This window comes from Peribacillus sp. NPDC055009 (assembly GCF_053608705.1).
Map to the genome: position 1 here is coordinate 37,363 of NZ_JBSGVZ010000012.1, position 14,164 is coordinate 51,526.

Sequence of the window (14,164 nt, forward strand, 5' to 3'; positions counted from 1 at the left end):
GGAGGTGGATGAATTGGAATTGGTCATTAACGGCGAAAAAATACGGATTCCTGCCGATGAATCAACAGTTACAGGGCTTTTGCAACACTTTAATTTACATCAAAAAGTAGTGATTGTTGAATTGAATGATGAAATATTAGCAAAAGAAAGTTTAAGTGAAACACTTTTGTCAAATGGAGACAAGGTAGAGATTGTACATTTTGTAGGAGGCGGATGATTATGTTAAAGATTGGTTCGTATGAATTTTCTTCAAGATTACTATTAGGTACTGGAAAATATCCAAATTTCGATGTTCAAAAGCAATCAGTGGAGGTTTCGGGGACGGAAATATTAACATTTGCGGTCCGGAGAATGAACATTTTTGAAGCCAGCCAGCCCAATTTTTTAGAAAAGCTTGATTTGAAAAAGTACACACTCCTTCCCAATACAGCAGGAGCTAAAACAGCCAAGGAAGCAGTGCGCATAGCCCATCTAGCAAAGGCATCTGGCTTATGTGACATGATTAAGGTAGAAGTCATTGGCTGTCAAAAAACTTTGCTGCCTGATCCGATTGAAACATTGAAAGCTGCTGAAGAATTAGTGAAACTCGGATTCACCGTATTACCTTATACTTCGGATGATGTGTTGCTCGCTAAACGCCTGGAAGAAGTGGGGTGCCATGCAATCATGCCTGGAGCTTCACCAATTGGCTCTGGTCAGGGCATTATAAACCCATTGAACTTACGCTTCATCATGGAACAATCTGAGGTTCCGGTAATTGTTGATGCAGGGATTGGAACTCCCTCCGATGCGGTTATCGCCATGGAATTAGGGGCGGATGGCGTATTGCTTAACACTGCTGTTTCGGGAGCAAAAGACCCCGTCAAAATGTCGAAAGCAATGAAACTTGCCATTGAGGCAGGTCGATTGGGGTATGAAGCAGGAAGAATCGAAAAAAATGATTATGCGATAGCAAGCAGTCCAGTTGAAGGATTGAGCATTGGATGAGTGAACGTTATTCACGTCAAGAACTTTTTGGCCCTATTGGAGCAGAAGGGCAATTGAAAATTCGCAAAAAGCACGTTTTGGTGATTGGAGCGGGTGCTCTCGGTACGGGAACTGCGGAAGGTCTTGTACGAGCCGGAATTGGGAAACTCACCATTGTGGACAGAGATTATGTAGAGTGGAGCAACCTTCAAAGACAACAGCTTTATTGTGAAGAAGATGCACAAAAAAGAATACCGAAAGCAGTGGCAGCGAAGAATCGTTTGCAAGCGCTAAATTCGGACGTTATCGTAAATTCATTTGTGGCGGATGTTTCGGTTGATGAATTGGCGAAGCTGGTTGAAGGTGTGGATTTGATATTGGATGCCACTGATAATTTCGACACCAGGATGCTTATTAACGATACTGCACAAAAATATAAAATCCCCTGGATTTATGGTGCCTGTGTAGGGAGTTATGGGATAAGTTACACGGTGATTCCGGAGACGACCCCATGTTTGAATTGTTTGCTGGAAACGGTCCCGATTGGAGGACTGACTTGTGATACGGCGGGAATCATCAGCCCTGCCGTTCAAACGGTCGTGGCCCATCAAATGGCGGAAGCTTTAAAAATCCTTGTCGAAGATCACGAATCGCTGAGAAACAAAATCGTTTCATTTGATCTTTGGAAAAATGAACATTCATCCATAAATGTAGCGAAATTAAAAAAGGATACTTGTTTGTCATGTGGGTCAAATCGAACGTATCCCCACCTCTCTTATTCAAATCGAACAAAGACTGCCGTTTTATGCGGAAGGGATTCGGTCCAAATCCGTCCGGCAATGAAGGTTGAAAGAGACTTAGCGGAACTTGAAAATAATCTTATCGCACAAGGTGGTAAGATCGACAGGAATCCTTATTTACTTTCATTTACCATTGAAACCCATCGGTTGGTCGTTTTTAAAGACGGACGGGCGTTGATTCATGGAACAAAAGATATTGCAGAGGCAAAAACGTTATATCATCGTTATTTTGGCTGAAATGGATTGGCACGGACTTAAAATTCACGTTTAAACCGTGAAAGAGTGCCCAAAAAAGACGCCCTTATAATAGGAAGGTATCGAACATTTTCCATGTGATTTATTTGCTGCACAAATATAAAACGAAAGCGGTGTCTGCCTTTTGGGGCGGCACCGCTTCGTTATGGAACGATTATTTAAGCAGCTTACATATCATGACTGCTATTATGCTTCTGACGGGAGTGCTGCCTGTTTTTCACCTTATGAGAACCGCTTAACGGTGCTGGTTGACCTGGGTTATTTCCTTTAGGAGCATTTTTTCGCATATCTTTACCATCGTTTTTGTTCATGTTCGATCCCTCCTATCTCTTAAGATAATCAGTCCGTGAAATTTTATTCACATACATATATTTGCAAACCTCGTACATGCTATTGATGGACACTATATTTAAGGAGCTGAACCAAATGCAGGATAAACAAGATAAGCGAAGGGCTTTCCAGGAAGCCCAGCAAAGTTATCAGCAAGTATTTGATGTATACTCATCCATTGAGAAGAACGCACCGAATTACGGAACGGAATTGAAACATGTGAAGCAGGAAGTGAACGAGGCCTATCAGCAAATACAATCAGCTTTAGTCACCGCTTCCGAACATCAGAAAGAACAATTGAGGAAATTCGAACAGGATATTCAGTCAATCGTCAATGAGGTGAATTCTGAGGACTATTGAGTGACAGGTTCTATCGTCTTTTGTGCGTTTTACTTTTGCGTTTCCTGATTTTAGAATGGAATAGGCTTTTTGAAAAATGCAGTACAACTGCCATTTCAAAAAGCCTATACTGTTTAAAGCCTAAAAATGAGTGAAATCATTGGTTTTTCTTTCTTTTTTTATTGTTTTGCCTTTGCATTTCCGATAATGGCGGTTCATTTCCCAATTCATCATTGTATCCAGCCCCATTACCTTGCGCTTTTGCAGCATTCATACCCGGTATAACATGATTTGCCTTTTGTTTTGTCATTTCGACACCTCCACCCATAGAATGCGATAATGTCGAATGATTATGTATGAAGTACTAATATGTTTTGTTGGAATAATTTATCAGTCCATAAATAAGGGTATTTTCAATAAAACTCATATCAGCATCGCTTCCTAAATGCACTTTAATATGTGGGGGATTTTTTTCTATAAGAGAAACTTATCAAAAACAATAACTTTCTTGTTATTTACTTATACTCATTTCTATATTAGTATTAAGTTGAAGGAAGAGTTAGGGTGGGAGAAGAGAGAGAAAATTCGACAAACTAACTTTTTTACTTATATTTATAGTAAACATGGTTTCAGTGAACCAGGTTTTACTTTTATGTGCAGAATACGTTCTGACAGTTTAATAGGGGGTAATATTCATGACGAAAAATGACGTATACCAAGCGCGTAAGTCCTTTGAAATTGAAGGGAAACGCTACAACTACTACAGCCTAGACGCTATTGAAAAAGCAGGGGACGGCCAAGTATCTCGCCTTCCATATTCCATTAAAGTGTTACTTGAAGCGGTACTTCGCCAAGTAGACGGAAGAGTAATCACAAAAGAACATGTTGCGAACCTTGCTAAATGGGGAACAAGCGAGCAACAAGATATAGATGTTCCTTTCAAACCATCTCGTGTTATCCTACAAGATTTCACTGGTGTTCCAGTTGTTGTTGATTTAGCTTCTCTACGTAATGCATTCGCTGCACTTGGTGGAGATCCTGACAAAATCAACCCGGAAATTCCAGTTGACCTTGTAATTGACCACTCTGTACAAGTTGATAAAGCAGGTACAATCGATTCCCTTGATGCCAATATGGATCTTGAATTCGAACGTAATGCAGAGCGTTACCAGTTCCTAAGCTGGGCTCAAAAATCATTCAATAACTACCGCGCGGTTCCACCAGCAACTGGTATCGTTCACCAAGTTAACCTTGAGTACCTTGCGAACGTAGTGCATGCAGTTGAAACTCCAAACGGCGATTTTGAAGTATTCCCTGACTCTGTATTCGGTACAGATTCTCATACTACAATGATCAACGGTATTGGTGTTCTTGGTTGGGGCGTCGGCGGTATCGAAGCAGAAGCAGGCATGCTTGGACAGCCTTCATACTTCCCGGTACCTAAAGTAGTCGGTGTAAAACTGACTGGTCAACTTCCTAAAGGAACAACAGCTACTGACCTTGCATTGAAAGTGACTCAAGTTCTTCGTGCACACGGCGTAGTTGGTAAGTTTGTTGAGTTCTACGGTCCTGGAGTAGGATACCTTCCACTTGCTGACCGTGCAACAATCGCTAACATGGCTCCTGAATATGGTGCTACAGTTGGTTTCTTCCCTGTCGATGCAGAAGCGATCGATTACATGCGTTTAACAGGCCGTGATGAAAAACAAATTAAAGTGGTTGAATCTTACTGCAAAGAAAATGGATTGTTCTACTCTCCTGAAAACGAAGATCCAGCATACAATGATGTTGTGGAAATCGACCTTTCAGCAATTGAACCAAACCTTTCAGGCCCTAAACGCCCGCAAGATTTGATTCCACTTTCTCAAATGAAACAATCTTTCCATGATGCTATCAATGCACCTATGGGTAACCAAGGTTTCGGCATGGACAATTCTGAATTGGATAAAGAAGTAACTGTTAAATTTGCCGATGGTAAAGAAACGGTAATGAAAACAGGTGCGATCGCAATTGCTGCAATCACAAGCTGTACAAATACTTCTAACCCATACGTAATGCTTGGGGCAGGTCTTATTGCTAAAAAAGCAGTTGAAAAAGGCTTGACTGTTCCGGATTATGTAAAAACATCATTGGCACCAGGTTCTAAAGTTGTTACTGGTTACCTTCGTGATGCAGGTCTTCAACCATACCTTGATCAATTAGGATTCAACGTAGTTGGTTACGGCTGTACTACATGTATCGGTAACTCAGGTCCATTGGCTGATGAAATCGAAGCAGCTGTTGCTGAAGCAGATCTATTAGTAACTTCAGTACTTTCTGGTAACCGTAACTTTGAAGGTCGTATTCACCCACTTGTAAAAGCAAACTATCTTGCTTCACCTACTTTGGTTGTAGCATATGCTCTTGCTGGAACTGTGGACTTCGATCTTAACAATGATTCTCTTGGTAAAGACAAAGATGGTAACGATGTATATCTTGCTGATATCTGGCCATCACAAGAAGAAGTTAACGCTGCTGTTAAAGCAACAGTTACACCGGAATTATTCCGTAAAGAATACGAAACAGTATTCAACGATAACAAACGTTGGAATGAAATCCAAACAAGCAACGAAGCGATTTACGCTTTCGATTCTAAATCAACATACATTCAAAATCCTCCATTCTTTGAAGGATTATCACCAGAACCAGGTTCCGTTAACCCGCTTTCTGGCTTGCGCGTAGTAGGTAAATTCGGTGACTCAGTAACAACTGACCACATTTCACCTGCAGGTGCAATCGGTAAAGATACACCAGCTGGTATTTACCTTCGTGAAAACGGAGTGAAACCACGTGACTTTAACTCTTACGGTTCTCGTCGTGGTAATCATGAAGCAATGATGCGCGGAACATTCGCTAACATTCGTATCCGTAACCAAGTTGCTCCAGGTACAGAAGGTGGTTTCACTACTTACTGGCCAACTGGCGACGTAATGGCTATCTATGATGCTTGTATGAAATACAAAGCTGATGGAACAGGTCTTGCTGTAATTGCTGGTAAAGACTATGGTATGGGAAGCTCTCGTGACTGGGCTGCAAAAGGTACTAACCTTCTTGGCATCAAAACAGTTATCGCTGAAAGCTTCGAACGTATTCACCGTTCTAACCTTGCATTAATGGGTGTTCTTCCTCTTCAATTCAAAGAAGGCGAAAACGCTGAAACACTAGGATTGACTGGTAAAGAAGCGATTGCAGTTAAAATCGACGAAACAGTTAAACCACGTGATATCGTAACAGTTACAGCTACTGATGAAGCTGGAAACGTAAAAGAATTTGATGTACTTGTTCGTTTCGATTCCGAAATCGAAATCGACTACTACCGTCACGGTGGTATCCTTCAAATGGTATTACGTAATAAATTAAAAGGCTAATTTCAGCTTTTAGGAAGCGGTAAACCTACTTATCAGGTTTACCGCTTTTTTTGTGTCAAGTTTATGAAACAATGTGATATCATGTTATGATTTAAAGGAATTGCACTTTTCCGGAGGTCCTTTTATTGTTAAGATGGAATAGGGAAGTTGTTCTATTTCTGGAAATGGACTAATATTTTTATTGTAATGGGACTAGGGGGACGAGTATGCTTAAAAAAATTATTGCTTCGGTGGCCTTACTATCACTTATTACTGTAGCGATTGTGCAGGCGATGGATAATGACTCAAAGGAAAATAACGAAAAAGATGCTTTGGGCGGATTGAAAATTGGAGCTAAAGCACCGAATTTCTCCCTGAAAACTTTGGATGGGAAACAAGTTGAATTATCGGATTATAAGGGCAAAAAGGTAATGCTGAATTTTTGGGCAACGTGGTGTCCGCCTTGCAAGAAGGAAATGCCGGATATGGAGAAATATACACAGCAAGCGGGTGATGATGTCGTCGTACTTGCCGTTAATATTGACCCTGAAAATGATGTACAAGCATTTGTAGAGGATAATGGAATTACTTTTACCATACCGCTGGACAGTCAAAGTGCCAAAAATCCAGTGAATGAGCGCTACAAGATTCTTAGCATACCGACAACGTACTTCATCGACAAACAAGGCATCATCAGGAATAAGGTAATTTCAGCCATGCAATTAAAAGATATGGAACGAAATATAAATAGTATGCAGTAGGGGAACTTTATGAAGTTCCAATAGTATTGAAGGAATTAGCGAAACTCGGTGCCCAAACCCGGCTAGATGCATGGGGCTAGGAGACTTGGCGGCAGTCGGAGGGAAAATTACAAACTGAAACGGAACCTATAAAGGTTCCGTTTCAGTTTGTAGACAAGAGGGGGGCGGAATTAAAAAATTCCGAACCCTTTTGTCAATGGCAGCCTCCATTTTACGTGGCACCAGTTGGTATAAAGTAATCATTTCCAGTTCGATCTCGCTGAATAGAATCATGTTTAGAAAGTATCCTCATCACCTTAAGTTTTATTAATTCTATTTTAAGGCAGTGAAGACTTTAGGCAAAAGGGTTCTATCTAAAAGTTAAAACAAAGTTGATTGGAACGGAAGGTACGAGACTCCTGCGGGAAAAGCGAGTCCCTGGAGAGGAAATCAACGTACATTGTACAAATCAAAAAAACTGTAGACAACCTCGATTTTCATCGAGGTTAGTCTACATTCTGACGGAACCCTTATGAAGTTCCGTTTTATTATTTGTTAACAAAGTTGTCAAACTTTAATGAAAAAATCAAAAAATTTAAAAAATTATGGTTAATGTTCATGAAAAAAGGGTTAAAGTATAGAGAGCGGATAAATGGAATTTTAATCAGGTTAAAAATCTGATAATTATGACAATTAAAGGGATGTAAACCATATAGTCATAATTTTACGTTAATTTGGCAATACTGAAAATTATATTAAAAATAAGTAGGTGAAAAGTATGAAAAAAAGAAAAAGGACATTTGAAGAATTAATTAAAGAAAATAAAAGGGAATTATTGATGGACGTTAAGCAAATGGAAAGACTTGAGGAACGTCTTGAAAAAAAACATATGCAAAAGGCTGAATAGGTTTATGCTTAAAAAGAGCCAGTGCCATGAAGGTCCCTTCAAGGTGCTGGCTCTTTTTTCATGGCTTTTTCAAAAACTGGCATTCATGAATTTCCTCTTTTTTATCCATGATAAGAGAAGGATAAGAGAAGGAGGCGATAAAATGGGTAATCCAAAAAAAGATTCCAAACACTTTAGACCGAGCCATCTAGGGACACAACCAATAGCAGCAGGTGGGAATAACGGTAAGAAAATGCAGGACAAATCCGGGAAACATCCTCAGGTCATTCAAACTAAAGGCGAGTAATCAAGGCTTAATAAAGTAATCGTAATAATATTATGTAAATAAAAAAACATGAGGTGAAATTAATGGGCACAAATAAGCACAATCCGGATAATCGTTTGGATAATGTTGAAAAAATTCAAGATGCAATAGAAAATACGGAAGAGAACATTATCGCAGCAAATGAAACGTTATCATTCTCTTCAGGGGAGGAAAAACAGGCAATTCAGGCTAAAAATGAACGAAGAAGAAAGAGCATTGATGGAATGAAGGAAGAAATGCAAGATGAGCAGGAAGCACGGGAAAGCGGTTATAGTAACGATAATATGTAAACAACTAGGTAAAGGGGAGAAAGAGGCAAGAAATCTTTCTCCTCTTTTATTTAGGTTCATTGAAGGGAAGCAGTCCAGATTAAGACAGCTTAAATGAAATTTGCACAATTGTTATGGTAAAATGTTTATTGCAATAGAAATGAAAGTGGGGAAACAAAATGTTCATAGCTGAAAACGAAATTGAAGTGCGGTATGCAGAGACAGATCAAATGGGTGTTGTTTACCATGCGAATTATTTAATATGGATGGAACTTGGCAGGACAAAATTGATAAATGATTTAGGGTTTTATTATGCTGATATGGAAGCGGATGGCATCCTCTCACCTGTTATGGATATTCAGGCTTCGTATAAAACCCCTGTTAGATATGGTGATAAGGTAAAAATTAAAACCTGGATTGAAAAATATGACGGCTTGCGGGTCGTTTATGGGTATGAGATCGTTAATGGGAAAAATGAAGTGGCGGCTACAGGTCATTCTTCCCACGTTTGCGTTAAAAAGGAGAGCTTCCGCCCGATATCCATTAAACGCATGTATCCTGAATGGCATGAGGCCTATGAGAAAAATAAAAAGCAGGATGAATTGGTTTAATTATAATTATTGAGGTGATCAAAAGATGGCTTTTGGGATTAAACGGGTAGACGTAGTAGCCTGGAAGCAGAAAATCGATCAAGGCCAAATTGCTTTTTTAACTCATTATTGGCTGGATGACCGATTTCCCGGTTGCAAGACGGTTACAAAAGTGGGATGCAAAGATTTACGGCGTTTATCGGAGTGGGGTAAGCAATACGGGCTTAAAAAAGAGTGGATTCATCACAGGAAGGATGGCTATTCACATTTCGATCTTTTAGGGGAAAAGCAAGCGGAAATTCTTAGAGCGGAAGATATTAAAGAGCGTCTGCTCGATTGAACAAGAAAAAACAGCGGTTACACCGCTGCTTTATTGTCAAGCACTCTTTTCATAGTGAAATTCTGGTTCAGTCAGTTTTTCATTAAAAGTAATAAGTAAATCGTGACCATCAAAGTACCATAAATCCTTTTCTTCTACATAAAAATTAATCTCATTCATAGTTGTTGCGGCTGCTGCAGTTTCAGGTTCTTCCTGCATGATACCTAATGAAAAGCCGCTTTGGACGGTACTATGCCCGCCATATCTTACATAAAAGCGTAAATGAGAGCCTTCTTGAAGCCCCAGCTCATCAATATACCACTTAGCTGCTTGATCGGAAATGGTCAGTTTCATACTCATTCTCCTTCCTAGAGGTTCGTTATTTAAGTATAAAGTAATTATGAAGTAGATGCGAATAATGTGCGTTCAAGAAAGGATATAACCCATGGATATTATCTATAATATTTGTTTCATAACTCGAAAAAAATTCAACGAAGTCGAAGTGTTGATGCTATTTCGCCAAAAGAATCCCAATAAGCATAAATGGAATGGCATAGGCGGGAAGATAGAACAAGGTGAAACCATCGATTAATCGATGGAACGCGAAATTCTTGAAGAAACTGGATTGAAAGTAAGGGGGATGGCCTTTCGAGGAATCGTGACATGGAATCAAACGGGTGGAATGTATGTTTACAGAGCTGAAGATGCAGGGGGCGGGCTATCTGCCTGTGATGAAGGGGAACTTGCCTGGAAGCCATATCAATGGGTTATGGAGGCAATTGATGTTGTGTCCAACATAAAGTATTACCTAAAAGATATATTACAGGATGAACCACCACAAGAATTCGTCTGTACCTATGAAAATGAACAATTAATATCAGTCAAGAAAAAGCCTTTGCCTGATTGGGCAAAAGAATTGACTTTCAATTAAAAACCGCCTATGTGCGGTTTTTTTGCTTTTTTCGATTCCTAAGCTAAATATCACACAGAGTAGCAGAAGAATATTAGTGATTTTGGTATTTTTTAGCAAGGTTCTGAAATTATTTATTGTGATGATTTACGGAAAACGAGATGTTAAAAGGGAGTACGAGGTGTTATTGTCATTATTGGCTCAAAAGGATATTTATGGGTATGAGATCATCCAGCACAGTCGGTTAGTGGGGATTATTTACAATATAAAGAAGGCATGTTATATGCCGATTTATAGGCAAGGGTATTTAATTAGTTACTGGCAGGATTCCATAGATGACAGAAAAGGAAATACAAAAATAGCTGCAGATTCCTGCAGCTATTTTGTATTTCCTTTTTCTTTTGCTTCAGCCTCGGCAAGCTTTCTCAGCAAAACGGGTGTAGGCATATGCATGATTTGCTCTAAAGGCAAGTTTAGTGACTTGGATAACTTTAATGCGGTTTCCGGTGATATTTGCAATGGCTTCATGGCAATTTCTCCTATCGTATATAATAGCTAGTTCCAGTGTAGCCTCTGTTCTTCAATTATTCAATCCTTACTTGACCATTTATCCATTAAACGAAAACCATACTATTGATTTGATGGGAAGTAAATGTAAAAGCATATTAGGGCTTTTTACCTTGACAAAAGACTTGAAATGAGGCCAAAATAAAATGCATATAGTCTAAATGGATTATTATTTTTATGTGAATCTGGTTCACTTTAAATGGTATGGGTATAAAGGCCTGTGTAGTATTCGGTAGAATATCTTGGATCCGTTTTATCGTGAATTACAAAATCAGGGGGAGTGGGATATGGGGATCTTCATAAAAGCGAAGCCGGAAAAAGCAATCTGGTTTCAAAAAGCAAAAGAGACAGAGGGCATATTGGATGTAAGCAGTGAACAGGTGAAAATGCAGGTGACTATCATCGATTTAACGGAATTCGATTTAAAGCTGATACATGCCTTTAGAGAGGCAATCGAGCCCCAGGTAGAGGGAGTTGTTGATGCCTTTTATCAAACGATTCTGCAGGTTCCTGAATTGAAAGGGATAATCACTGAACACAGCACGGTGGGAAAATTGAGGAAAACGTTAATTACCCATATGCTATCTTTATTCAATGGTGTGATTGACGATGATTTTGTTAAATTGCGGACAAAGGTGGCGAAGACTCATTATCGTATTGGCTTACAGCCCCGGTGGTATTCATCCGGTTTTCAAAATGTACAGAATCACTTGCAAAGAATTGTCTTTGAACAAACCAAGAATGAAGATGAGCAGCGGGCATTAATATCAGCGATAGGAAAGATACTAAATCTCGAACAGCAATTAGTCCTTGAGGCATATGAAGTTGAACATTTAAAAGCTAGGGAAAATCAATATAAAGAAATAAAAGAGGAAGTAAAAAGGAAAATCTCGTTAGTTAGTGAAGAAGTCTTGTATTTAAGTGAAGAAACGGATGCTTCCGTTAAGCAATTGATAGAAAACGGGCAATTTGTCAAAATGCAGATCGCAACGCGCGCTGAACAATCACTTCGTTCAAAAACAATGGCTGAAGAGGGGCAGAAGCGCATGCAGATCTTAACGGAAAAGATACAAAACCTTGTTAATTTCATGAAAAATGTTGATGAAAAGATCATTTTATTAAACCAATCTTTCTTAAGCATCACCGAGTTTGTTAAGCTTGTACAGGGAATGGCCGACCAGACAAATTTACTATCATTGAACTCAGCCATCGAGGCAGCACGGGCAGGTGAACATGGTAATGGATTTGCGGTTGTTTCGAATGAGGTCAGGAAACTTGCTGAACAGACTAAGAAGTCGATAGCTGAAATAGATGCAATCGTGCAAACATCAAATGAATATATGAAGGATGTTGTTGATTCTGTCCTAAGGGTCAAGGAAGTAGTTCAAGCAGGCGAGAAAGAATCTGAATTGACAGAAAAATCCTTCAATGAAATAATCGGAGTCATCAACGGGAATATAGCGGATTCTGCAGAAATGGAAATGACTATTAAGGAATTAGTGTCAATCATCCAGGAAATAGGAAACGCTACTGAAAAAGTTTCGAGGCATGCCGATATCCTGAATAACACGGCAAATGAATTGTAGAATGGAAAATAGGCCCATGCATACGGGCCTATTTTTACATGTTCTTATAACCATTTTACTTTAGGTTCAGTTTTATCGATAATCCGCTTGATGTTTGCGCGATGCCGGTAAAAAATGAAGATCGTTATTATACTGATTACAATAATGAGCGCCAAATCATCAATATGAAAAACTAAACTGTAGATGAGAGCAAGTAGACAAGCAATCATGGATGAAAGCGAGACATATTTGGATATGTATAAGGATATAAAGAAAATGATGACGGCAAAGACAAAAAACCATGGTTCATAAGCAAGAATGACACCAGCAGAAGTTGCCACCGCTTTTCCGCCCCGAAAGTTTGCGAAAATGGGAAACATATGACCGACTACCGCAATAACTCCGGCTAGCAATAAATGCATGTCCACGCCTAGCATATACGGAAGAAAAGTTGCCAGGGTACCCTTAAGTATATCCATGATAGTAACGGTAAGCCCTGCCTTGACACCAAGTGTCCTGAAGGTATTTGTCCCGCCTAGATTCTTACTGCCATGCTCCCGGATGTCGATTTTGTAGAAAGCTTTACCGATTATTAAACCGGAAGGAATCGAACCGATCAGGTAGGCAGCCAGTATAGTGATAAATGTAAGCATTCTATTACCCTTTCTTTTAAGAAAAATCTTCTTTTTTTTATCACGTTCAGGGGCGATTGTTCCCTTTTTCAAAAATAAACGTGTAGAAATAGCCAAAAACAGCTTTAAAACACCTGTTAAGCTTCTCTTATTGTAACATTTTCGTGACAAAATGGTACGGCTGTCCAAAAAAAAATCCACTAAAAAAATGATTTTCCTTGATGAACTTACATCTTTTGTTATACGTTAAGTTCATGAAGGGTGAAAGGTTTAGGGTTCCTTATTTTCGTAAATATAAAATGAAGGATGCCTCCTTGTATAAATTGTTACAATCCGTGGTAGTCTGTATGAACATAAAGAAAGTTAAGTGAGACATGCCTTTTCGAAACTTATTCTTTCTTGTATAATGGTTTTTCTTAATAATGGTAATAAACAGCTTCCTCTGTAAAATACCTTTTTTAAGGAATACTCTTTATTCAAATATTACATTTTATTATAAAGGGGATAGAAAAGAATGATAGAAAATCCGAGCAGAGAAGAAATGGGAAAGATGTTGAAAAAATCGAAGCGCATAGCTGTCGTTGGTTTATCTAATAACCCTGACCGTACTTCTTATATGGTATCGAAGGCCATGCAGGATAGCGGTTATGAAATCATCCCGGTAAACCCTGCTGTATCTGAAGTGCTGGGTGTCAAGGCGGTTAAAGCCCTGAAAGATATTGAAGGGCACGTCGATATCGTCAATGTTTTCCGCCGTTCAGAGTTCCTGCCGGAGATAGCCAAGGAATTTGCAGAAATCGATGCTGATATCTTTTGGGCCCAGCAGGGTGTGGAAAATGAAGAAGCCTATAATTTCTTGAAAGAAAAAGGATATACTGTCATCATGAATCGATGTATAAAAGTCGAACACGCCCTTACTAAGTAAAATGAAGAGCGGATCTTCCGCTCTTTTTGTTAAGGTGTGGCTGTATTTCGACCGAAAGAAGTCAAAAGGCAGGGTAAATTTAAGCCATGGACGCTTAATTTGATTAAAAATAGTAAAAGTATATTTGCCAAATGAAAATTTACCGCTACAATTAGAAAGGTAGCTATGATACGTTTTGTTCCACATAAATGTGCTAACGCTAATAAAAAGGACAAAAAAATAGAACACTTGTTCTTTGTTCGTAAAAGTATTATACTTTTTATATGATATTAACGTATTAATGGATTTGTTTAGCTAGTGAGTCATTTCATTGCAGTATGATTTGGCCCGGAAATTGTGTTTTAGTAAGGAAAGGGGAAT

General features: G+C 39.1%; 20 protein-coding genes. 15 read left to right on the forward strand and 5 right to left on the reverse strand.

What is annotated here, in order from left to right:
- Positions 1-13 precede the first annotated feature (13 nt).
- Genes thiS through ACWF5P_RS17810 form a run of 3 tightly spaced genes read left to right on the forward strand, consistent with a single transcriptional unit; the run spans position 14 to position 2,003 of the window.
- Positions 14-217 (forward strand): sulfur carrier protein ThiS, encoded by a 204-nt coding sequence (gene thiS / locus ACWF5P_RS17800; protein WP_101221892.1) that lies wholly within the window; start codon positions 14-16, stop codon positions 215-217.
- A gap of 2 nt (positions 218-219) precedes the next feature.
- On the forward strand, positions 220-987 hold the full coding sequence (locus ACWF5P_RS17805; protein WP_402942478.1) for a thiazole synthase: 768 nt from the start codon (positions 220-222) through the stop codon (positions 985-987).
- On the forward strand, positions 984-2,003 hold the full coding sequence (locus tag ACWF5P_RS17810) for a thiazole biosynthesis adenylyltransferase ThiF (protein WP_452445121.1): 1,020 nt from the start codon (positions 984-986) through the stop codon (positions 2,001-2,003). Before ACWF5P_RS17805 ends, ACWF5P_RS17810 begins: the two co-directional genes overlap by 4 nt.
- A gap of 185 nt (positions 2,004-2,188) precedes the next feature.
- Here ACWF5P_RS17810 and ACWF5P_RS17815 read toward each other — a convergent pair whose 3' ends face one another.
- A complete protein-coding gene (locus ACWF5P_RS17815; protein ID WP_063576391.1) occupies positions 2,189-2,332 on the reverse strand; it encodes a small acid-soluble spore protein P in 144 nt (47 codons plus the stop codon).
- Positions 2,333-2,447: 115 nt separating this feature from the next.
- Between ACWF5P_RS17815 and ACWF5P_RS17820 the strand changes: the two genes are divergently transcribed.
- Entirely contained in the window at positions 2,448-2,711 is a 264-nt protein-coding gene (locus ACWF5P_RS17820; protein ID WP_137018480.1) for a hypothetical protein, read from the forward strand.
- A gap of 136 nt (positions 2,712-2,847) precedes the next feature.
- Here ACWF5P_RS17820 and sspO read toward each other — a convergent pair whose 3' ends face one another.
- Positions 2,848-3,000: a small acid-soluble spore protein O gene (gene sspO, locus ACWF5P_RS17825; RefSeq protein ID WP_034312428.1), complete on the reverse strand. Its 153-nt coding sequence runs from the start codon at positions 2,998-3,000 to the stop codon at positions 2,848-2,850.
- Between the two features lie 385 nt (positions 3,001-3,385).
- Between sspO and acnA the strand changes: the two genes are divergently transcribed.
- The 7 genes from acnA (at position 3,386) to ACWF5P_RS17860 (ending at position 9,226) form a co-directional block, all read left to right on the forward strand.
- Entirely contained in the window at positions 3,386-6,097 is a 2,712-nt protein-coding gene (gene acnA, locus ACWF5P_RS17830; RefSeq protein WP_101221896.1) for an aconitate hydratase AcnA, read from the forward strand.
- A 206-nt stretch (positions 6,098-6,303) separates the two neighbouring features.
- Positions 6,304-6,837, forward strand: a complete 534-nt coding sequence (locus ACWF5P_RS17835) for a TlpA disulfide reductase family protein (RefSeq protein WP_101221897.1) — start codon at positions 6,304-6,306, stop codon at positions 6,835-6,837.
- 757 nt (positions 6,838-7,594) lie between these two features.
- Positions 7,595-7,723 carry an FbpB family small basic protein gene (locus tag ACWF5P_RS17840; RefSeq protein WP_072272906.1) on the forward strand — a complete coding sequence of 43 codons (129 nt, stop codon included), beginning with the start codon at positions 7,595-7,597 and terminating at the stop codon, positions 7,721-7,723.
- Between the two features lie 142 nt (positions 7,724-7,865).
- Positions 7,866-8,009 carry an acid-soluble spore protein N gene (locus ACWF5P_RS17845; protein WP_057275900.1) on the forward strand — a complete coding sequence of 48 codons (144 nt, stop codon included), beginning with the start codon at positions 7,866-7,868 and terminating at the stop codon, positions 8,007-8,009.
- A 62-nt stretch (positions 8,010-8,071) separates the two neighbouring features.
- Positions 8,072-8,317 (forward strand): small acid-soluble spore protein Tlp, encoded by a 246-nt coding sequence (gene tlp / locus ACWF5P_RS17850; protein ID WP_230176396.1) that lies wholly within the window; start codon positions 8,072-8,074, stop codon positions 8,315-8,317.
- Between the two features lie 158 nt (positions 8,318-8,475).
- Complete coding sequence (locus tag ACWF5P_RS17855) at positions 8,476-8,907, forward strand: acyl-CoA thioesterase (protein ID WP_034312417.1); 432 nt, start codon at positions 8,476-8,478, stop codon at positions 8,905-8,907.
- Positions 8,908-8,932: 25 nt separating this feature from the next.
- Complete coding sequence (locus ACWF5P_RS17860) at positions 8,933-9,226, forward strand: hypothetical protein (RefSeq protein ID WP_101221898.1); 294 nt, start codon at positions 8,933-8,935, stop codon at positions 9,224-9,226.
- Between the two features lie 36 nt (positions 9,227-9,262).
- Here the strand turns inward: ACWF5P_RS17860 and ACWF5P_RS17865 are convergent, their stop codons facing one another.
- Entirely contained in the window at positions 9,263-9,559 is a 297-nt protein-coding gene (locus ACWF5P_RS17865) for a HesB/YadR/YfhF family protein (protein WP_101221899.1), read from the reverse strand.
- 91 nt (positions 9,560-9,650) lie between these two features.
- On the opposite strand from ACWF5P_RS17865, the gene ACWF5P_RS17870 reads away from it, so the two are divergent.
- Entirely contained in the window at positions 9,651-9,797 is a 147-nt protein-coding gene (locus tag ACWF5P_RS17870; protein ID WP_452445122.1) for a hypothetical protein, read from the forward strand.
- A gap of 3 nt (positions 9,798-9,800) precedes the next feature.
- Entirely contained in the window at positions 9,801-10,136 is a 336-nt protein-coding gene (locus ACWF5P_RS17875; protein ID WP_452445123.1) for a hypothetical protein, read from the forward strand.
- A 357-nt stretch (positions 10,137-10,493) separates the two neighbouring features.
- Here the strand turns inward: ACWF5P_RS17875 and ACWF5P_RS17880 are convergent, their stop codons facing one another.
- Positions 10,494-10,643, reverse strand: coding sequence for a YycC family protein (locus ACWF5P_RS17880; RefSeq protein ID WP_065310839.1), 150 nt, complete (start codon positions 10,641-10,643; stop codon positions 10,494-10,496).
- Between the two features lie 326 nt (positions 10,644-10,969).
- Between ACWF5P_RS17880 and ACWF5P_RS17885 the strand changes: the two genes are divergently transcribed.
- Positions 10,970-12,268 carry a protoglobin domain-containing protein gene (locus ACWF5P_RS17885; protein ID WP_452445124.1) on the forward strand — a complete coding sequence of 433 codons (1,299 nt, stop codon included), beginning with the start codon at positions 10,970-10,972 and terminating at the stop codon, positions 12,266-12,268.
- Between the two features lie 44 nt (positions 12,269-12,312).
- Here the strand turns inward: ACWF5P_RS17885 and plsY are convergent, their stop codons facing one another.
- A complete protein-coding gene (gene plsY / locus ACWF5P_RS17890) occupies positions 12,313-12,900 on the reverse strand; it encodes a glycerol-3-phosphate 1-O-acyltransferase PlsY (RefSeq protein WP_230176392.1) in 588 nt (195 codons plus the stop codon).
- A 493-nt stretch (positions 12,901-13,393) separates the two neighbouring features.
- On the opposite strand from plsY, the gene ACWF5P_RS17895 reads away from it, so the two are divergent.
- A complete protein-coding gene (locus tag ACWF5P_RS17895) occupies positions 13,394-13,804 on the forward strand; it encodes a CoA-binding protein (protein ID WP_230176391.1) in 411 nt (136 codons plus the stop codon).
- Positions 13,805-14,164: the final 360 nt, after the last annotated feature.